16 protein-coding genes, 1 tRNA gene and 2 riboswitches are annotated in these 18265 nt (G+C 38.3%); of the genes, 5 read left to right on the plus strand and 12 right to left on the minus strand.

Annotation, left to right across the window (positions count from 1 at the left end):
* Positions 1–178: 178 nt before the first annotated feature.
* Positions 179–4486, minus strand: coding sequence for a 5'-nucleotidase C-terminal domain-containing protein (locus tag NYE61_RS10640; RefSeq protein WP_303450748.1), 4308 nt, complete (start codon positions 4484–4486; stop codon positions 179–181).
* A 235-nt stretch (positions 4487–4721) separates the two neighbouring features.
* On the opposite strand from NYE61_RS10640, the gene NYE61_RS10645 reads away from it, so the two are divergent.
* A tRNA-Ala gene (locus NYE61_RS10645) sits at positions 4722–4794 on the plus strand.
* Positions 4795–4916: 122 nt separating this feature from the next.
* Here the strand turns inward: NYE61_RS10645 and NYE61_RS10650 are convergent.
* From NYE61_RS10650 to NYE61_RS10665, 4 genes are all read right to left on the minus strand, one after another.
* Complete coding sequence (locus tag NYE61_RS10650; RefSeq protein WP_303450751.1) at positions 4917–6185, minus strand: cation:dicarboxylase symporter family transporter; 1269 nt, start codon at positions 6183–6185, stop codon at positions 4917–4919.
* A 134-nt stretch (positions 6186–6319) separates the two neighbouring features.
* Positions 6320–6474: riboswitch (cyclic di-AMP (ydaO/yuaA leader) on the minus strand.
* 194 nt (positions 6475–6668) lie between these two features.
* Positions 6669–7379 carry an ABC transporter permease gene (locus NYE61_RS10655; protein ID WP_251660306.1) on the minus strand — a complete coding sequence of 237 codons (711 nt, stop codon included), beginning with the start codon at positions 7377–7379 and terminating at the stop codon, positions 6669–6671.
* Positions 7376–8224 carry an ABC transporter ATP-binding protein gene (locus NYE61_RS10660; protein WP_095311611.1) on the minus strand — a complete coding sequence of 283 codons (849 nt, stop codon included), beginning with the start codon at positions 8222–8224 and terminating at the stop codon, positions 7376–7378. The genes NYE61_RS10655 and NYE61_RS10660 overlap by 4 nt, the downstream gene beginning before the upstream one ends.
* 174 nt (positions 8225–8398) lie before the next feature.
* The gene (locus tag NYE61_RS10665) at positions 8399–9454 is read right to left on the minus strand and encodes a LytTR family transcriptional regulator DNA-binding domain-containing protein (protein ID WP_095311610.1); all 1056 of its coding nucleotides are present in this window, start codon (positions 9452–9454) and stop codon (positions 8399–8401) included.
* A gap of 238 nt (positions 9455–9692) precedes the next feature.
* Positions 9693–9808: riboswitch (TPP riboswitch) on the plus strand.
* A 175-nt stretch (positions 9809–9983) separates the two neighbouring features.
* On the opposite strand from NYE61_RS10665, the gene thiW reads away from it, so the two are divergent.
* The 4 genes from thiW (at position 9984) to thiE (ending at position 12747) form a co-directional block, all read left to right on the plus strand.
* Entirely contained in the window at positions 9984–10469 is a 486-nt protein-coding gene (thiW, locus tag NYE61_RS10670; RefSeq protein WP_303450762.1) for an energy coupling factor transporter S component ThiW, read from the plus strand.
* Between the two features lie 77 nt (positions 10470–10546).
* Positions 10547–11347 carry a bifunctional hydroxymethylpyrimidine kinase/phosphomethylpyrimidine kinase gene (gene thiD, locus NYE61_RS10675; RefSeq protein WP_303450765.1) on the plus strand — a complete coding sequence of 267 codons (801 nt, stop codon included), beginning with the start codon at positions 10547–10549 and terminating at the stop codon, positions 11345–11347.
* Between the two features lie 2 nt (positions 11348–11349).
* Positions 11350–12120, plus strand: a complete 771-nt coding sequence (gene thiM / locus NYE61_RS10680) for a hydroxyethylthiazole kinase (protein ID WP_303450768.1) — start codon at positions 11350–11352, stop codon at positions 12118–12120.
* A gap of 3 nt (positions 12121–12123) precedes the next feature.
* Complete coding sequence (gene thiE, locus NYE61_RS10685) at positions 12124–12747, plus strand: thiamine phosphate synthase (protein ID WP_339315399.1); 624 nt, start codon at positions 12124–12126, stop codon at positions 12745–12747.
* A 66-nt stretch (positions 12748–12813) separates the two neighbouring features.
* Here the strand turns inward: thiE and NYE61_RS10690 are convergent, their stop codons facing one another.
* From NYE61_RS10690 to NYE61_RS10720, 7 genes are all read right to left on the minus strand, one after another.
* On the minus strand, positions 12814–13095 hold the full coding sequence (locus NYE61_RS10690; protein ID WP_303450775.1) for a permease prefix domain 1-containing protein: 282 nt from the start codon (positions 13093–13095) through the stop codon (positions 12814–12816).
* Positions 13092–13403, minus strand: a complete 312-nt coding sequence (locus NYE61_RS10695) for a helix-turn-helix transcriptional regulator (protein ID WP_303450779.1) — start codon at positions 13401–13403, stop codon at positions 13092–13094. The genes NYE61_RS10690 and NYE61_RS10695 overlap by 4 nt, the downstream gene beginning before the upstream one ends.
* A gap of 192 nt (positions 13404–13595) precedes the next feature.
* Positions 13596–14084, minus strand: a complete 489-nt coding sequence (locus NYE61_RS10700; protein WP_285844986.1) for a sigma factor — start codon at positions 14082–14084, stop codon at positions 13596–13598.
* A 122-nt stretch (positions 14085–14206) separates the two neighbouring features.
* Entirely contained in the window at positions 14207–15289 is a 1083-nt protein-coding gene (locus NYE61_RS10705; protein WP_095311595.1) for a hypothetical protein, read from the minus strand.
* Between the two features lie 2 nt (positions 15290–15291).
* On the minus strand, positions 15292–16752 hold the full coding sequence (locus NYE61_RS10710; RefSeq protein WP_251660291.1) for a HAMP domain-containing sensor histidine kinase: 1461 nt from the start codon (positions 16750–16752) through the stop codon (positions 15292–15294).
* On the minus strand, positions 16749–17459 hold the full coding sequence (locus NYE61_RS10715) for a response regulator transcription factor (protein WP_095311591.1): 711 nt from the start codon (positions 17457–17459) through the stop codon (positions 16749–16751). Before NYE61_RS10715 ends, NYE61_RS10710 begins: the two co-directional genes overlap by 4 nt.
* 182 nt (positions 17460–17641) lie before the next feature.
* Positions 17642–18262: a TetR/AcrR family transcriptional regulator gene (locus NYE61_RS10720; protein ID WP_251660289.1), complete on the minus strand. Its 621-nt coding sequence runs from the start codon at positions 18260–18262 to the stop codon at positions 17642–17644.
* Positions 18263–18265 lie beyond the last annotated feature (3 nt).

Here is an 18265-nt window from a genome sequence, read left to right on the forward strand (position 1 = left end):
TTTCATACTAACCATATTATATTAACTAGAAGGGATCTGTAAACATTGTGGGGCTATTATATGCTGAACACGTTATTCACATAGAATTTTTTTGAAAAATAGAAGGGGTTTAACCATGCCAACATGATTAAACCCCTTCTGATTATGAAGTTCTCAATATTATCCTTTATCTATTATTCTACTGTACAATCTTTTTTCGCTTACTAAGGTAGATGGCACCACCGATTAGGATAAAAAGAACCCCTGCAATCAAATAGTTAAACGTGTTTGTTGCCGTATTCGGTAATATATTTCCAGTTCCAGTATTAGCTGAGCCGTTCGAGCCATTTGCTCCATCAATCGTATTTTGATTACCAAGAACACCCTTCTCATTCTCATCTTCTGCAGAAGTTTCTAATTCAAAAACCGCGAATGTACTGAAATGATTTGTTTTTGCACTTATTTTACCATTTTCATAATTACCACCAACAGCCTCCCAGAGATTATCGGTTTCATTCAGGTAAAACAGCTTCACATTTTCTTCGCTTTCTATCTTTGTTGCATCTGCCTCGAAGATTAATGTGATCGCGTCTTCGAATTCACTTATCCGTTGATTTCCCTGTGTAATGGAGAAATCATATACATTACTTAGTGCATTTGGAACCGCATCAAGTCTATCAATTACGATCGTTACTGCTTCATCGCCATTTGTAAATACTGAGGCTGGAATTTCTAAAGAGACATCACCTTTTTCAATACGTAGAACCGCATTTTTAGCTTTCAATTCTTTTACTTGCTCGCTGCTCAATACAATCTCAATTAAGGTTAGGTCTGCTGATTCATTTAAATCAATTATGACCGTTCCATTTTCTGTAATTGTCTCTAACGCATCTTCTTCAAGAATCGCTTGATTGTCTTGAACAATTGGTTGAACTGTTATTGTTTTATTCTTTTTATCAGAATCTCCTGGTTGTTCCTTTTCTCCGTCCTTATCACCATCATCAGGAACCTCTGTATCTGGCTTTTCAGGCTCTTCTGGGTCAGGATCCTCCGGTACTTCTGGGTTTGGTTCTCCCGGGATTTCGTCCGTTTCCGTAATCCTGCCCTCTGCTCCATATACAATCGGATTCGACTCTGAGCTGTTTAAATGCTTAACATAATCAACTGTTGCCTCAATGTCTTCAGGTCCCATGATTGGATTTTGCCCTAAATCATTTATCGGACCGTCTGAGGTTCCCATATAATTATTTACCGTCAATGTATACACTGCATCCTCATCAATCGGCGTTCCATCTGGAAAAGTGATAGCTACAACTTCATTCAATTCCTTATTCCATGTATAATGCAATCCGGCAATACTATAATCCGGTCCATAAATCGGAGAGAGCTGTTCATTAATAATCGGATATAGGTCTGCTCCTGTCACCTCAAACGTCATCAATGTGTTGCCAAATGGTTGAATATTGTACAGATTGCCCCACGTAATTTCTCCTGCAAGCAAGCTGTCCCTAATTCCACCGCCATTCATCATAGCAAAATCGCTTTCCATCGACCAGTTCATCGCATCTGCAAGGAGATTTCCCAGTCCGTGATCACCGTCATTTGTATAGCTGCCAGTTAAATCCTGTGCATTATAGCCAATCACTTCATTAATAATTGGCGCAATCCGTTCTGCATACGTATCTAAAATTCCTGTTACTTTTTCATCGGCTGTATAGTCGCTTTGCTTTACAAAAACAACTTCTGCTTCCTTTTCGACAATGTCCCCTGTCTCACGATCAATAACGAGATCAACATCTGCAAAGGCTTTTCCATACTCAGATGCTTGGACAATTAATTTATCATCGACAACCGCGTTATTAACAACGTGGTTATGTCCTGAAAAAATAACATCAACTGCATCATCAATATTATTCGCCAGGTCTGCCGCCGCCCCTGTCACAACATCACCAGTTTGATAGGCCGGTAGATGGGCAAGGACTACAATTGCTTCCACACCTTGATCTGTAAGTTCAGCAGCTGCGGCATTCACCGCTTCTGTTTCATCTGTGAAGGCTACATTTTCCAACGACGCAGGCATAACCATGTTTACCGTTTCAACTGTGTTAACACCAATAAATCCAACTTTCACACCATCTACTTCCTCAATATGGTATGCGTCTAAAAAGGGTTCACCTGTATCATCATAAACACAGTTTGCACAAAGTACCGGAAAGCTCATTCCAGCATACCCTTCTGTACCTTTTCCTTCCGGATGGTCTCCACCATTTACCATTCGAAGCAATTCATCTAATCCTTCATCAAATTCATGGTTCCCAACGGTTCCAACATCAAAGCCGATTGCTTCCATAATTTCGACAGTTGGTTCATCCTGGAGTAATCCAGAAACCGGAGAGCTTCCACCAATCATATCTCCAGCATGAACGACTAATGTATGTTCATTTTCCTGCTCTCGCTCTTGCATTGCTGATGCCGTATAATCCATACGGCCATACATGTCATATACGCCGTCCCCATCTGGATCAAGCGAATATTCCTGATCAATTTTTCCGTGTAAATCATTTAAGCTTAGCAGTTGAAGTTCTAGTAGGTCCTCATCCTCATTCGGAATTTCTTCCTCGGTAAATGGTGTATAGCCATAGGATTCCGCTTCCTCCGCACTTGTAAAGAAAATGCGCTTATCAACAGGAACGTCTTCCCAACTATTCGGTTCTACATACTCCATTGTTTCTGAGTTTCCAACATACCTTAAAAAACCTTTCTGATCATCGTTCGCACGGAATGCAAATGGAAGCTCCAATAAAGGATCTTCTGGATTCCAAATTCCTAACCCTGCATCCTTCGCTTCTTTTACAGCTTGCTGATACATTGGGTATGCTTCTTCATCAACTGGTGCAAGGAAATAAGTAGATGCATAACCTGCTTCAACCATTTCCAGATTAATATTTAATTGATCCTCTTTGCGAATTACTTCCGCCAAAATTCTTCCGTAGTCATCTGTTGGCTCATCTCCAACCTTTAAATAAATTTCATCACCAGGCTGAATCAATTCACGAATATAATCTGTCGCTAGATCCCCATAATATTTTTGATTTTCATTGATTTCCGCTCGTTCTGGATCTTTATTTTTCGCTGCATACGTCTCCGCAGTGTCCATATTCAAAAAGCGTACTCGCGTTTCTCCAAATACAGGGTTTGCAACACGAATTGTATCACCATCTGTTACGCTTTCTACAGTAGTTTCATAGTAGCCTGCAGAAGTCGGGGCTTCTGGCTGATCAGCAGCTACCTGCAAATCTTCCTGTCCAGTAGGAATCAGCTGATACGTATTATACTGACTTACAATCGCCGTAATGTCATACCATAAACCAGACTCCACTTGAGAAATATCAAGCGCATTTTCCATCACACGCAATGTTGTTCCATTGAATTCAGCATCAACTAACGAAATATTATATCCTCCACCAGCTGGGCTATCTGGAACAGTATTAATATAACCATTCACTTGCACAAGCTGTCCTTCATACGATTCCGCAATTGCGGGATCTTGAAGATCTTTTAAGGTTATTGCTTGCGCTTCAGGCAACGCTTGATCTGACTCTAATATTTCGATTGAAGCTGGCACAATCTCTTTTAAACCGTTATAGCTAGCCAATTCTCCAACAATTTGTACTCGATCACCTTTTACAAGATCGGGTAAATCCCCTTGTTCATAAGAAAATAAATTAATGCCGCCAGTATCATCTTGTATGTATGTCGTAAACTGTGCTCCGTTACTGATTGCAGCATTATTCACTGTTACAATTCCTTCTACCATTACATTCGTACCATCACTTAATTCACGTGCATCACCGATTGAAGATACTTCGTCAGGATCAGCAGGTTCTTCCGGCTCTTCTTCTGGAGGATCAATTTCCCCAGCTCCATCCATCGTATGGTTGCCAAGATATGCAAATGTATTGCTTGCATAATCATTCCACTGACCTTGTTCATATGTTTCAGCAGGCGCAGTAATCGATGCATCTCTCACTAACGTAACGTCAGCAGCAAAATTATCACGAACGCCAATTTCACCAAGCATATCGATGATCACTTCATCTTTTTTCAATGCAAATGCGTCGTCTCCATTGAAATTGATAATCGATCCATTTACCACATCTGCATGATCCAGAATTGCCTGTTCTGCACTAGTATGTGCAAGAACAAGTACATCATCGTTTTCAAGTGTCCCAGAAAGTGATAATGTCTGGCTTGCTGTAGAAGCACCATTACTGTATAACTCCACTTGATAACTCGATAAATCTACCGCACTTCCTGTACCATTGTAAATTTCAATTGCCTTATTAAAGGAACTACCTTCAATATACTCCGAGATAAATAAGTCCTCTGCTGTCGCTTCATCGCTTTGTGCCGAAACAGTTGTTACAAAGCTAGGTGTAATGTTTACTGACAGCATTACTAAAATAAGAAACATACTGAAAACTTTTCTGAAAGCAACACTTTTCATCACGATCCTCCATCTCTTAGGATATTTTTTGCTAGATACGAGGACATATGACAAAATCCTCTCCAGCTTCCCTTTAAATATGACATAAGAGGCGCAGTGATACTATTAAAAAAATGTAAATATATTGTGAATTCAGTACATAAGGACTATTAAACTATTAAAACAGTAATTTAGCACCATCTACTATTACATAGAGTTGATTTAACAAATGAAAGCATATATAATAAATATTCGCGGGGCATTAGCTCAGCTGGGAGAGTGCTTGCATGGCATGCAAGAGGTCAGGGGTTCGATCCCCCTATGCTCCATATATATAAAACACTTGATGCATATGCTTGCTATCAAGTGTTTTTTTATATCCTGTTACTAATTTAATTCAAAAAAAACACTCACAGCATAACTAGCATTGTGAGTGCTTTTTTCAACTATATTATATCGCTTGATCCGCTACTTCTTCGCGCTCTTCAACTGGTGGATTAAATTGACCTTCCCATTTAGCAACAACGAGTGCCGCTAATGAGTTCCCTACGACATTAACTGCGGTACGCCCCATGTCAAGAATACGGTCGATACCCGCAATAAATGCTAACCCTTCAGCAGGTAATCCAATCGTGCTGAATGTAGCGAGTAACACGACAAAGGATACACCTGGTACACCAGCCATTCCTTTGGAAGTAACCATCAAGACTAACATCAATGTAATTTGCTGCCAAATACTTAATTCTATACCAAACATCTGTGCAATAAATAGCGACGCGATCGCTTGATATAAAACAGACCCATCTAAGTTAAAAGAGTAACCTGTTGGGATAACAAACGTAGCAATGTGTTTTGGACTTCCAGCCTGCTCCATCTTGTCCATAATTCTCGGCAGCACGGTTTCTGAACTTGATGTTGAAAATGCTAAAATTAATTCTTCTTTAATCAGCTTTAATAATTTAAAGATATTTATTCCAACAATTTTAGCCATCAAACCTAACACAACAATGACAAAGAAAATCATGGTTCCATAAACAGTAAGGGCTAACTTGCCTAATGGAATCAACGAGGTAAAACCATATTTAGAAATCGTTACACCAATTAAAGCAAATACACCAATTGGTGCATACTTCATAAATAGGTTTGTAACATAGAACATAGCATTCGCTGTACCTTCGAAGAATCGAAGTACCGGCTTACCTTTATCTCCAATTGCTGCAATTCCAAGACCAAATACAACTGCAAAGAAGATGATCGCCAGCATGTCCCCTTCAACCATCGCTTGTACTGGATTTGTAGGTACTATATGCAAAAGCGTATCCGCAATCGACTTGCCTTCTTGCTCTTCTGAAGTTTCGACATAACCTGAAATATCACTTTGCTGCAGGCTTTCCATGTTTAATCCAGTACCAGGCTGGAATATGTTAGCTGAGATTAGACCAACCGCAATTGCAACTAATGTCATACCAATAAAGTAAGTTAATGATTTACCGCCTAGCTTCCCAACAGATTTCAAATCTCCAACACCAGCAATTGCAACGATAATACTAGATAGTACAATTGGAACAACAATCATTTTAATTAAACGAAGGAACAGATCGCCAAATGGCTGTAAGACACTTTGCGCTGTTTCACTTCCGTAGAAAATACCACCAACAATGACACCTAAAATCAGTCCAATAAAAATTTGATTGGCCAAACTTAATTTAAACTTTTTCATTGATTACCCTACCTTCTTGTTAGTTAAATGTGTCTGCCTAGGCAAGGGAAACAAAGATGATTTGAATAAAAACATGAATTGACGAACAAAAAAAGACACCGTTTGTGTCAATTCGCACTAATATCATATACTCTTCTGTTTCCGTTAAACGCTGACGAGGTTAGCTTTCGGGTTAGGACTATGGAAACAGTAAAGTAAGCCCCTCCGTAATAGGATTCACCCCACGCGGAAATTCCGCCGTAATGATTGGGTCCCCCGCTCTTACAATAAGATTAAGCGAAGCATATAAAATGCTTTACTATCATACTACTAAAACGTTACTTTTGTAAATAGTAAATTTTTAGTAGTTAAAGTAAATTTAAATATACTAATTGGGAAAACGCAGGAATCAGTGGTTAATATCGATCTCTACACAAGCAATATAATCCGTTGCTTTTCATAAAAATAGAACTGGGGAAATGAATTCCCCAGTTCTATTTAACCTTACTCATCCAACTCTCGCTTTTTAAATACGATGACAGTGGCAATCATTCCCACAACTACCCAAGCTGCAATGATACCTAAATTACCTAGGACATCTCCAAATCCTGAACCGGCCTCAACAGCTGTTGCTAGCTCGATCAATTGGATATTTGGTAAATAGTCGATGACAGACAGGATAGGATACTCTTCAGCGAAAGGACGAAACATAGATCCAAATCCAAAAATAAACATAACTGGTAAAATGAGTACAGAAGCTTCCATTAAGGTTCTAGAGATCAATCCCATCAATGTTCCTAAAGCAATATAAAACAAGCTAGATACAACAATTGCGATTGCTACAATCCCCATATTTGCTGGCTCATAGCCTGTCAGCATCGCACATAGAATAATCGTTATAACAGTTAATATAAAGGTTACTAAACTTTTACCGCCAAGAATTTCTGGTATAGTTGCTGGCGAAAGCATCAAACCGCGTAATGTGTTTTTCTCTTTTTCTTCTGCTATAATGGAACATTGCAGGAATGCTGTAACGATGGCTAAGGTCAAGTTAATTACTACATAGTGAACTTCTACTGTAAGATTATCCATTCGACCATAAAAAAATGCAAAAATGAGCGGCATTAAAATTGTTGTCGATACATACATATTTTTATATAAATCCTTCATATCCTTTTGAAAAATTGCCATGACACGTTTCATTGAAAAAGTCATACTAATTCCCTCCCTGTTACTTCTACAAAAATATCTCCTAATGTTGGTTCATTTGAATGGATGGAAACGATCTGATCGGTTGATAGGTACTTATATATTTCATCCGCGCCTTTCGAACCACCTGGTAAACTTAATTCGCGTCCATCTTTTAATTCAACTGTTACAGAGGAATCCGAAAATTGTCTGCGAAGAACTTTCGGCTCATCGAGCAACTGTATTTTTCCTTTATGCAAAAATGCAACGCGTTTACACAGTGTTTCCGCTTCACTCATATCATGTGTGGTCAAGAAAATGGTTGTTCCTTTTTCATTCAATTTGCGGAGTCCATCATGAATATGCTTTGAGTTCACTGGATCTAAAGCAGATGTTGGTTCATCTAAAAACAACAATTCCGGCTCATGCAGGAAGGCCCTTGCTAACGTGACACGCTGCAGCATTCCTTTTGAAAGCTTTGAAACTACCTTTTTCGTATCCTCCGTCAAATTAACCATCTCTAACACTTCACTAATTCGTTTCGATGGCACATTATAAAGCTCACAATACAATTTCAGATTGTCATAAATTGATAACCGCTGATACAATCCACTATTATCTGTAATAACACCAATTCGTTTTCGATAGGATGGCTTATTTAATGAAGCAACAGGCAAATTAAATACGGTCGCATCTCCAGATGTTTGCATCAATTGTCCAGTTAATATTTTTATAGTTGTCGTTTTTCCAGAACCACTCGGTCCTAAAAATCCAAATGTCTCTCCTTTTTTTACTTGAAAGCTTACATCTTCCAATGCAGCTTTATTACCAAAAATCTTTGCTAATGATTTCACTTCAATAATGTTTTCCAAAATTCTTCCTCCCCGTAGATCTCGTTTGTTTGTGACTCTAGAATAAATGGAAAGCGAAGGGAAATCAGCATATTTCCTATGAAAAGAGTATTTTTCAAGGTGAATGGCGCATTTTTAACGCTCAATTATCCGAGTTGCAAGTCTTGATATTTCTACTTTTTCGATGAACGGAGCTTATTTAAGGCCGAGTAGATCTTTTAATTCCGCCATTTTTGTTTTAGACAGCGGAACCTGCGACTTTTCCTTGTCATCCAAAATCAAACTATAACTATTTCGAGTCCATGTGATCACTTCACGAACCTTTTGTAAATTTACAATATACGAGCGGTGACATCTGAAAAATCCAAAATGCTGCAGGCGCTCTTCTAAATTCGTTAAGGTGAGTGAGCTTGGAAATGCTTCCCCTTTTATGTAAATATTTGCTTGACCATCATTGCTTTCAATATAATCAATCTCAGGGGGGTCAAATAAAACAATTTTATCGTTAACTTTCGTTGGAATTTTATTCAATTGAATTGGCTTTGTGTCTTTTTCATTATCTGTTTCTTCTGCTGGAATTAATTCTGTATCTCTTTCCTCTGTATCTTCCTCTGTTTCCGTCTCAATAATTCGTAAACCATCTTCATCCAATCGATAAACACGATCAGCAACCGTGACGGCACTTTCCATATTCCCAGTTAGAACAAGTATACTTTTATCTTCTTCTTGTATCTTTCTTGTAATATTAATAAATACACGTTTTGTCTCCATGTCTACATTCAAATCAGGCTCCTCAAAAACAAATAAAGAAGGATCCTGAATCAATAAACGTCCATATTGTACACGTTTCATTTCCGAAAATGTTAAATCTCTAATTCTCTTGTTTTTCTTTCCTTCCAGCTGTGTTAGATGGATAACTCGTTCAAACGTTTGTTTAACTTCATATAAGTCATAAAAAAATCGAAAATACTCAGAAACCGTTAATCTCTCATACATCCCATCTTCAAAAAAGCAAATACCAACTTGATGTAAAAATCCTCGCTTGTTTTCTGCAATAGTTACTTCCTTTACACGGATTTCCCCATTTACAATGGGGATTTTTCCGAGAATCATATTTAAAAGCGTGCTTCGAACATTTAGCGTTGAATAAATGGCAGTAATCTCCCCTTCAGCAATTTCTAAATTAAAAGCAGGAAATAGCTGTGTATCCTTTTCATGTTTTTCTATGTTTTTCATAGTTAAAATTGTCATTCTATCAGCCTTTCTTTAATACTTTTTTATATGTATCCTTTTATTCATTGTTATCTCCCATTACACAATAAAAAGTGCAATCACGTTCCGCTAAATCAAGAGTATGTACCATTTTTTTCGTAACGCTTCTACTATATAATTAGCAGACTACATTAGTTATACCATGTTTTCCATGTTAATAATGACAAAAGTTAAAAAATTTGTTAAGCTTAGAGATGAATTTACAATTCTATCGCATTTAAACTACTAGGGGTGCCCAAAAAGCGTGGGCTGAGAGGGAAGCGTGTATCATTTCCCGACTCTTATGGACCTGATCTGGTTAATACCAGCGGAGGGAAGTAGTCTGACATATGTCTAAACTATTTTTCACACGTATCAAGCTAGGTCCTAATGGATCTAGCTTTTTTACGTCCAGTTCTAGCTCCGTGTCCGTAGCTAAACTTCAAAATCCAGAAAGCAGCAATTGCTATAAAGAAGCGTACTGGTTTACATCACTGCTTTTTGTGATACCCCAGAAATGGAGGACTTGATGAATCGAACACGTTTATTAACTACTATGTCAGTATTTATTGCAATTGGGACAATCACCGCTCAACTATTATGGTTTCCCGCTGGAATTGCTAGAGCCTATCCTGTCCAGCATGCAATTAATGTCATGGCAGCTGTTACGCTTGGACCAGGTCCAGCTGTCGTTATCGCTTTTATGATTAGCTTACTTCGCAATATGCTCGGGCTAGGGACATTATTAGCATTTCCCGGTGCGATGGTTGGCGCATTTTTAGCAGGTTATCTTTATAAAAAATCCAGCAAGAAATCATTAGCCGCTATCGGTGAAGGCGTTGGAAGCGGGATTTTCGGTGCACTTTTCGCTGTCCCATTTGCTTACATTTTTATGGGAAGTTCTGCCGGAGCATTCGCCTTTATCCCACCATTTCTTGTTAGTAGTATTACTGGTTCTATTATCGGCTTATTTATCGTATCCAGGGTTTCAAGTAAACGTTTAATTCGTAATTAAATTGCATGATTTATAAAAGGATTTGAAAGAACGACACTTATATGTGAGGTATCTTCTGAAAGGATGGTGTATAACCAATGAAACAAGTAGCATGTGCACTTACAATTGCCGGTACAGATCCAAGTGGCGGTGCAGGTATCCACGCTGATTTAAAAACATTTCAAGAGCTGCAAAGCTATGGGATGTCCGTAATTACTTCGGTTGTGGCTCAAAATACAACAGGTGTTCAAGCCGTTCACCATGTACCGATTGAAATAATTGAACAGCAATTAGATTCCGTGATTTCTGATATGCCTATTCACGCACTGAAAACTGGAATGATCGCCAATCAGGAGATGATGAAAGTTATCCAGAAAAAAATAGCAGCACTTCAAGTTCCATATGTCATGGACCCTGTTATGGTTGCAACGAGCGGAGATGCTTTAATCGAAGAAGAGGCACGTGATTATTTACGCAAACAGCTTTTACCCCTGACAACACTTGTAACACCGAATATTCCAGAAGCTGAATTTCTTATTGGAGAAACGATTGAAACAACAGATGATATGAAACAAGCTGCAGAACTGCTTGTGAAGGAATTCGGTGTTGGTGCTGCTTTAATCAAAGGCGGACACAGAGAAGGGGAAGCAATTGATTTCCTTTATGATGGCTTAAATATACACAGCTTCTCAGCAGAGCGAATTGATACTAAAAACACACATGGAACTGGTTGTACGTACGCTGCAGCAATCACTGCTTATTTAAGTAAAGGTTTGTCTTTGTATAACGCTGTTAAGAATGGAAAGGATTTTGTCACGGCGGCAATTAAGTATTCATTCGACCTTGGAGCTGGGAGTGGTCCAACAAACCATTGGGCAATACGAAAGGATAAGTGCTAAACATGAATCCAACAATTATTAAAAGTGTACGGGAAAAGACACCGCTCATTCATCATTTAACAAACCAGGTTGTCATGAATTTTACCGCAAATGGACTGTTAGCCTTTGGTGGCGCCCCTGTAATGGCAAAAGCCGAAGAGGAAGCAAAGGATATGGCTTCTATTGCAGATGGTCTTTTAATAAATATCGGTACCTTAACAGCAAAGGATCTAGATGCAATGATTCTTGCTGGTAAAAAGGCAAATGAAAAAGGAATTCCCGTTGTACTTGACCCAGTAGGTGTTGCTGCAACGACATTTCGTACAACTGCTGTTAAACAAATTTTAAAAGAGGTAAAGCCTACTGCTATTAAAGGAAATGCTGGTGAATTAGCACATCTGGTCGATATCCCTTGGCAAACAAAGGGCGTGGAATCGCTTGGTGAGGGTAATGTTGAAGATATCGCTCGCAGCGTCGCACTGGAATACAAAACGACCGCTGTTGTTACAGGTAAAATAGACATTATTTGCACCGGAAAATCCTGCATGGAGAATCATACTGGGCATCCAATTCTAGCTAAAGTAACAGGTGCTGGTTGCTTGCTAGGTTCCATACTAACCGCCTGCTTAACAACGGATGACCCAATTGAAGAACAGGTACTCACAGCTGTTCATTTTTACGGATTAGCCGCCTCCCACGCAGCCGCAAGTCCGTCAGTGAACGGGTCAGGAACATTTATAGCTCCATTTATCGACGCACTTTCATTAGAACCCGAACAACTGGAGGGAAAATAAAACATGTTATTTCCAATGAAGCCATCCTTACGAAAGTATTTTATTATGGGCAGTCAAAATTGCGACCGTAATCCTGGAGATATACTGGAAGCTGCAGCTAAGGCTGGAATAACAGCATTTCAGTTTCGAGAAAAAGGTCCTTCATCACTTAACGGTAATGCGAAATTGGAATTAGGTAAAGAGTTACGAGCAATTTGCCGAAGCTATCACATTCCATTTATTGTGAATGATGATGTCGAGCTTGTGGAATTACTTGATGCAGACGGTATACATGTTGGTCAGGATGACCGATCAGCAGAAGAATTACGTCAAGCTTTTCCAAATAAAATTATTGGACTCTCTGTATCAACTACGGATGAAGTTGATAGAAGCCCGATAGATCTTGTTGATTACATTGGTGCGGGTCCAATTTTTTCCACAACAACAAAAACGGATGCGAAAGCGGCTGTTGGGTTGGAGTGGATTCAGACATTACGCGCACAATTCCCAATGCTTCCTATTGTCGGAATTGGAGGGATTGAAACAAAGAATGCTAAATCTGTGCTTGAAGCTGGGGCTGATGGTGTCTCGTTTATCTCCGTGATTACACAGGCAGAAGATATTGCTAAAGCCGTTAAAGCGATTTAGCTTGTAGGAACCGCTTTTGAATCTAGCAAGAGAGGATATCTCAAAAGTCTAACTTTCGAGATATCCTTAACTATGAAAAAGTAAGGATCCAATGGCAAGTGCCCGCATCATTTCTTTTCGAAAAGGAAACATTGCTTGTTGGATCTGCCCACCGACCTTTGTTTCATTGCCGATGTGCTCCATTGCCTTCTTTTCCGCTTCTTTATCGGATAACCCCGCATTGATAAATTCTTCCTTGGACAACTCCAAATGAATCAGCAATTCTTCGTATAAGTCATCTTTCTCTTGTTGATTCCCCTCAATTTGTTGAACTGTCTTTTCAACAAATCTTCTGAGATCTTGCGTCATGTTAATCCCTCCGAACTCTTATTTACAAGGAATTCAATCATTTTCCAATTTCTCTGTTTTTGTTGCAGTTCTTTTCTTCCTGTTTCGGTTAGATGATAATATTTCCGCCTTCCGTTTTCTGTATCACTCCAATAAGACTTAATCCACTGTTTTCTTTCTAATCTTTTCAAAGCCGAATACAGCGTTCCCTCACTCATATCATACGCATCATCGCTTAACCGTTTTAAAATTTTGGTAATTTCGTAACCATACAAATCGCGCTGGGAAATTAAAAACAATATCAATAAATCAATGCTTCCTTTCATCATTTACCTATCCATTACGCATATTCACCCCTTTTTTCCTGTTAATACCAGTGTGTTATGATGCACCTCGTATCACAAGGGTAAAAGCAATAAAAAGCAAACGAAAATGTACCCGTCAGCAGAATCCACGAGAAAAAATGTACCAGTCCCCTTAAATAATGGAACTGGTACATTTATTAAACGCAATAGAACAAATTACTGACTAATCATCGTGCGCAGCGATTCTCTCCCTCGCCAAATATAGGTTAGGGTAGTGGAATTGGGGATTTCTAAAACTTCACTAATCTCCTGAATGGATAAATGATTGCTAGATTTTAGGGTTAAAGCTAATCTCTCTTTTAAAGAAATGTTCATCAATATAAGTTTCATATTATTATCTTTATTTAATACGGGACTAGCATGCACGCCGGTTTGATTTTTTTCATTGAATTGGGTACGAGCTAGGTTCACCGTTTTTTGAAACAGCCACAGCGAAAATTTTTTAGTAGTTTCCTGATAATCGCCAATATGATTATAAACATGCAAGAAAATATCTTCAGCCATATTCTCAGCAGCTTTATTGTCACCGATAATCATGTAGCAAATTTTATAGACTGATTGATGGTAATGCTGAACAAGCTTCTTAAATGCACAATGATCTCCTTTTTTCACCTGTTTAATAACTCGTCTCCCTATCTCCCTCATCCTTTAACCTCCGTACTATGCTTCCTGTATTAGCCCTTTTTCCACTTATGCAGCTAGAAAAGCTTGTAATACTTGCTTAGCTGCAGCAAATCTTTTCGTAAACTTTCTCGCTCATCTTTTGATTACTTTTCCGAACTCAAAATCATTCTTTCTGTCGATTTCACAATTTCTTCTTCATCTATATCTGGATGCGTTATTACGATCGAATAACGTAAACCATCTTCATCCCAAACAATGCTCTTAATTACCTCTTCATACTCTGCAGCATTTCCTCGAATCTCTAAATCCGCTTCTTCAACTGGCATGTCATCGGGAGTTGGAAACACAGACAACGAAAACAATGGGATATTCTCCTTGGAACTATACATTAACTCCAGCTCATGCCGATTCAATCCAGCAGAGAAATCATACATTTGCATGCTTGCAAGATGATATGCTTCCTCTTGAAATACAAGGAACGCTTGGCCCAGCGCTTCCTCCGCTTCTTCTACTGTAACTGTTTCTGGCCCCAATTCCTCTAGATCCTCTTCCAAGTTTGTAATTTCAATATCTTCCGGAATATCAAGCGTAAACGTGTCATCTGCAAAGTCTGGTGAGAAATCCAACTCTGTATACTCGAATTCTGTTCGAATATCTCCTGTTTCTGAAACAAGCTTCACAACAAACCACGTTTTTTGATCCACCCATAATTCCATGTCTCCTAGTAAATTATCCGCTTCATTCGCTTTTACCCGAATGTGGAATGTATCAGCATCAAGCATTTGTTCCTCCCCAACCATTTCATAGGTATGCGATTCCCCCATCATCCCCATCATCGTTTTGAATTGCTCTTTAGGACTTATACCTGCAAAGTCTACAAACTCTGTCGTATCCATTTCTTGCGCCTGGTTATTTGCTTTATCATAGATAAGCATTGTAGTGCCATCATTTAATACTTCTACTTCTTGTTTTAGTACTTGATCGTTCGTAACAACCTTTCTTTTCTCGCCTTCAACATACTCCTCCAGGATGATATGCTGTGTCATTTCTTCTCCTTCAAACATTTTCATTTCCGCTACACCTTGATAGGCATTTACATCCTTCTCCGATTCAATAGCATTTTGGATAATTTCCTCTGCAGAAACTTCCATATTTTGTGAACAGCCTCCTAATATTAATGTAATAAGACTTAGTAAAATCAAACCTTTTCTCCACGTAAACTTCATGATTAACCCTTCTCCTTTAACCAGCAGGCAATTAATGTGCCCTTATTTTCAGTTGACCAAATTTTTATCTCCCCATCATGCTTTTCCATAATTATTTTTGCAATACTTAATCCGAGACCTGAAGTTGCCCCTTTTCCTCGTGAAGCATCATCTTGATAAAAGGGTTGGAAGATCTTTTCTAGTTGACTATGCTTTATGCCTTTTCCTTCGTTCTGAATAAGCATCACAGTCCCACCCTGCCTGAATAAATTCACATCATCTTTAAACTCTGGGAATACCCAATTTGGTAGTGGCTTCCTCGATGAAATGGCAGCTAACCAAATACGACGATGTTTCGGAGTATAGCGAATGCTATTATCCATTAAATTATCAACAAGGCGAATCATTTGTTTCGGATCAAGCATGTAGGAATTCCTAACATGCAGTTCGGTGTTTAGTTCTATATCTTTTTTGAAGCATGGCTCTTCATAACCAGAAAACAGCATTTCAAAAAACTCTTCCCCATTTACTTGTACGATATGGAGCATATTATCAGTTGATTGAAGCGAGGTGAATATTGATAAATCATCGATCATTTGCTTCATATGTTCTAATTTTTCATAGAGTATCATTTGATAGTCTTCTTTTTCTTCTTTTGATAAATGGTGATTTTCTAAAGCTTCGGTGTATGTTCGAATAACGGTTAATGGTGTTTTTAAGTCATGAGATAAGGAGGCAACCATATATTCTTTTTCATGCTGCTGTTTGGCAAGAGCATCTCTCGTTTCTGCTATTTGAGCTTTCATTTGCTCGAAATGTGTAATAACTACTCCAATTTCATCCTTCGATTGAACCAGCTCCTGATTCAATTTCTTACCTGCCGCAAATGCTTTCATATGTTCTTGTAACTGATACAAAGGTCGATTCAGCTTACGGTTGATAGAGAGCATAACCACTGAATAGAGTGCAATGAAAAAGATACCCAATAATATAAACATCATCGTCGTACGTTGATTGGAGGTCTCTACCCACGCTTTTCTACCTAATGTAATTTCATATAAACCAACTACCCGATTCGCATCATCAAATACTGGCTTTTTCACCGAATAGGTTCGCGTTTTTTTCTGATATTCATTTAAATTCTGAAATAATTTTTCTTGATTCACTTGAAAAAGCTGCGGGTTTCCTGGTGTATTCATCGTAGAAAACAACTGAACGCCATCATAACGAAATAAATCGATTTTGAGATTATCATCTGCCAGACTACGCAAATGCTGGTAGTTTTCGTCAGACTGAATTTTATATAAGGCTTCTTCCTTTAATTCGCTTTCCAGATTTGTAACGACATTTTGAAAAGTTAGATATTCCATTAAATCCTGATCTTGATCATAAGCGCTTAAATTAATATAGAGTAAATAAATAGCGGCAATCGGTAAAACCATAACGAGCAAATAACTTATCATAAGCCAGTTTTTAATCTTCATCCAACTTGTTCTCCTATAAAACGATACCCAACACCCCAAACGGTCTGGACAAATCTCGCTTGCTTTCCTGTATCTTTTAGCTTCGTGCGAAGACTTTTAATATGAACGGTTACGGTATTATTGCCATCTACATTCATCAATTGCCATACATGCTCATATATTTTCACTTTTTCAAACGTAATAAATGGATTTTTAGCAAGTAAAAACAAAATCTCCCGCTCTTTAGTGGTTAGAAAGAGAATTTTCCCATCTAAAAATACAGCTTCATTCAAAAAGTCAATGGCTAACCCATGTTTATAATGAAAAATCTGCTCATTATAATGCTTCTTTGTATAGCGCTCGTATCTTCTTAGGTGAGAATGTACTCGAGCAGTCAATTCTTTCAGGCTAAATGGCTTGGTTAAATAATCATCTGCACCAAGACCCAATCCACGTATTTTGCTTTCATCCTCATTTTTAGCACTAACAATTAATAACGGTACGTCACTTTCTAACCGAATGGTTTCACATAATGTAAAACCATCCATCTCTGGCATCATGAGATCCACGAGCACTAAAGAATAGTCATCGGCTCTAAAATCTTCCAAGCCCTCCAATCCTGTCGATGCCCAGGTCACTTGAAAACCTTCTCTATTTAAGTGATCCCTCATAATCCGGGCAATTTCATAATCATCTTCTACGATAAGAATTTTACTTTGTTCTACCATAGGTCCCCCTCTTCTCTAACTCAAGTATAAGTCACTTTAGTAACGACAACGCAAAAGTTTATTTTTAGTTAATAATTAGTGGGTAGCTAAGGAAATCTAAAATTAATCTAAACCGCTTACGTCCGAACATAAAAAAACCTTTTCTACGTTTCCCATAGAAAAGGATCAAAAGCTAAAAACACCTATTCCCTTGGCACAATCCCATTTTCCAGAACTTGAATAATCCGTTCAACCTCTTCCTCATCGTTCCAATCACCATCAGGAACAATAACATATCGTGCAATAATATAAGAAAAAATAGACGAGGCAACAATTCGAATGATTGTATCCGAATGGGTTTGAATGAGCTGGCCCTTAGCTTGATAATGTTCAACAATGTTTCTAAGTCTAGCAAAAATATCTTTCCCGATATGCTCAATAAACTGCTCCTTTAACTCTGGATGAAAAGGAATTTCCTGAATTAATATTCGTAAAAGGGGAAGGTTTTTTTTAATAAATGCTTTTCTATTCTCAATCATAGCTCGAATAAAATCTTGAAAATGTTCAAAATCCTGATCAAGCACCTTGTTCATATCATTTTTCACCATTGGAGCGATTAACTTCACCATCATCGGTGAGACAATCGATAACAACAGCCCCTTTTTGGATTTAAAATGCTTGAAAATCGTTCCTTCTGCAACTTCCGCTTTATTCGCGATCTCACTTGTAGAAGTACCTGCATAGCCTTTTTCTGCGAATAGCTCTGTCGCTGCCTCTAATATCGCTATTTGTTTTTTAGTTAATTTCGACTCACTATTTGTCATCAA

The sequence above is a fragment of the Oceanobacillus sp. FSL W7-1304 genome, from assembly GCF_037969805.1.
In the GTDB taxonomy this organism is placed as follows: domain Bacteria; phylum Bacillota; class Bacilli; order Bacillales; family Amphibacillaceae; genus Oceanobacillus; species Oceanobacillus profundus.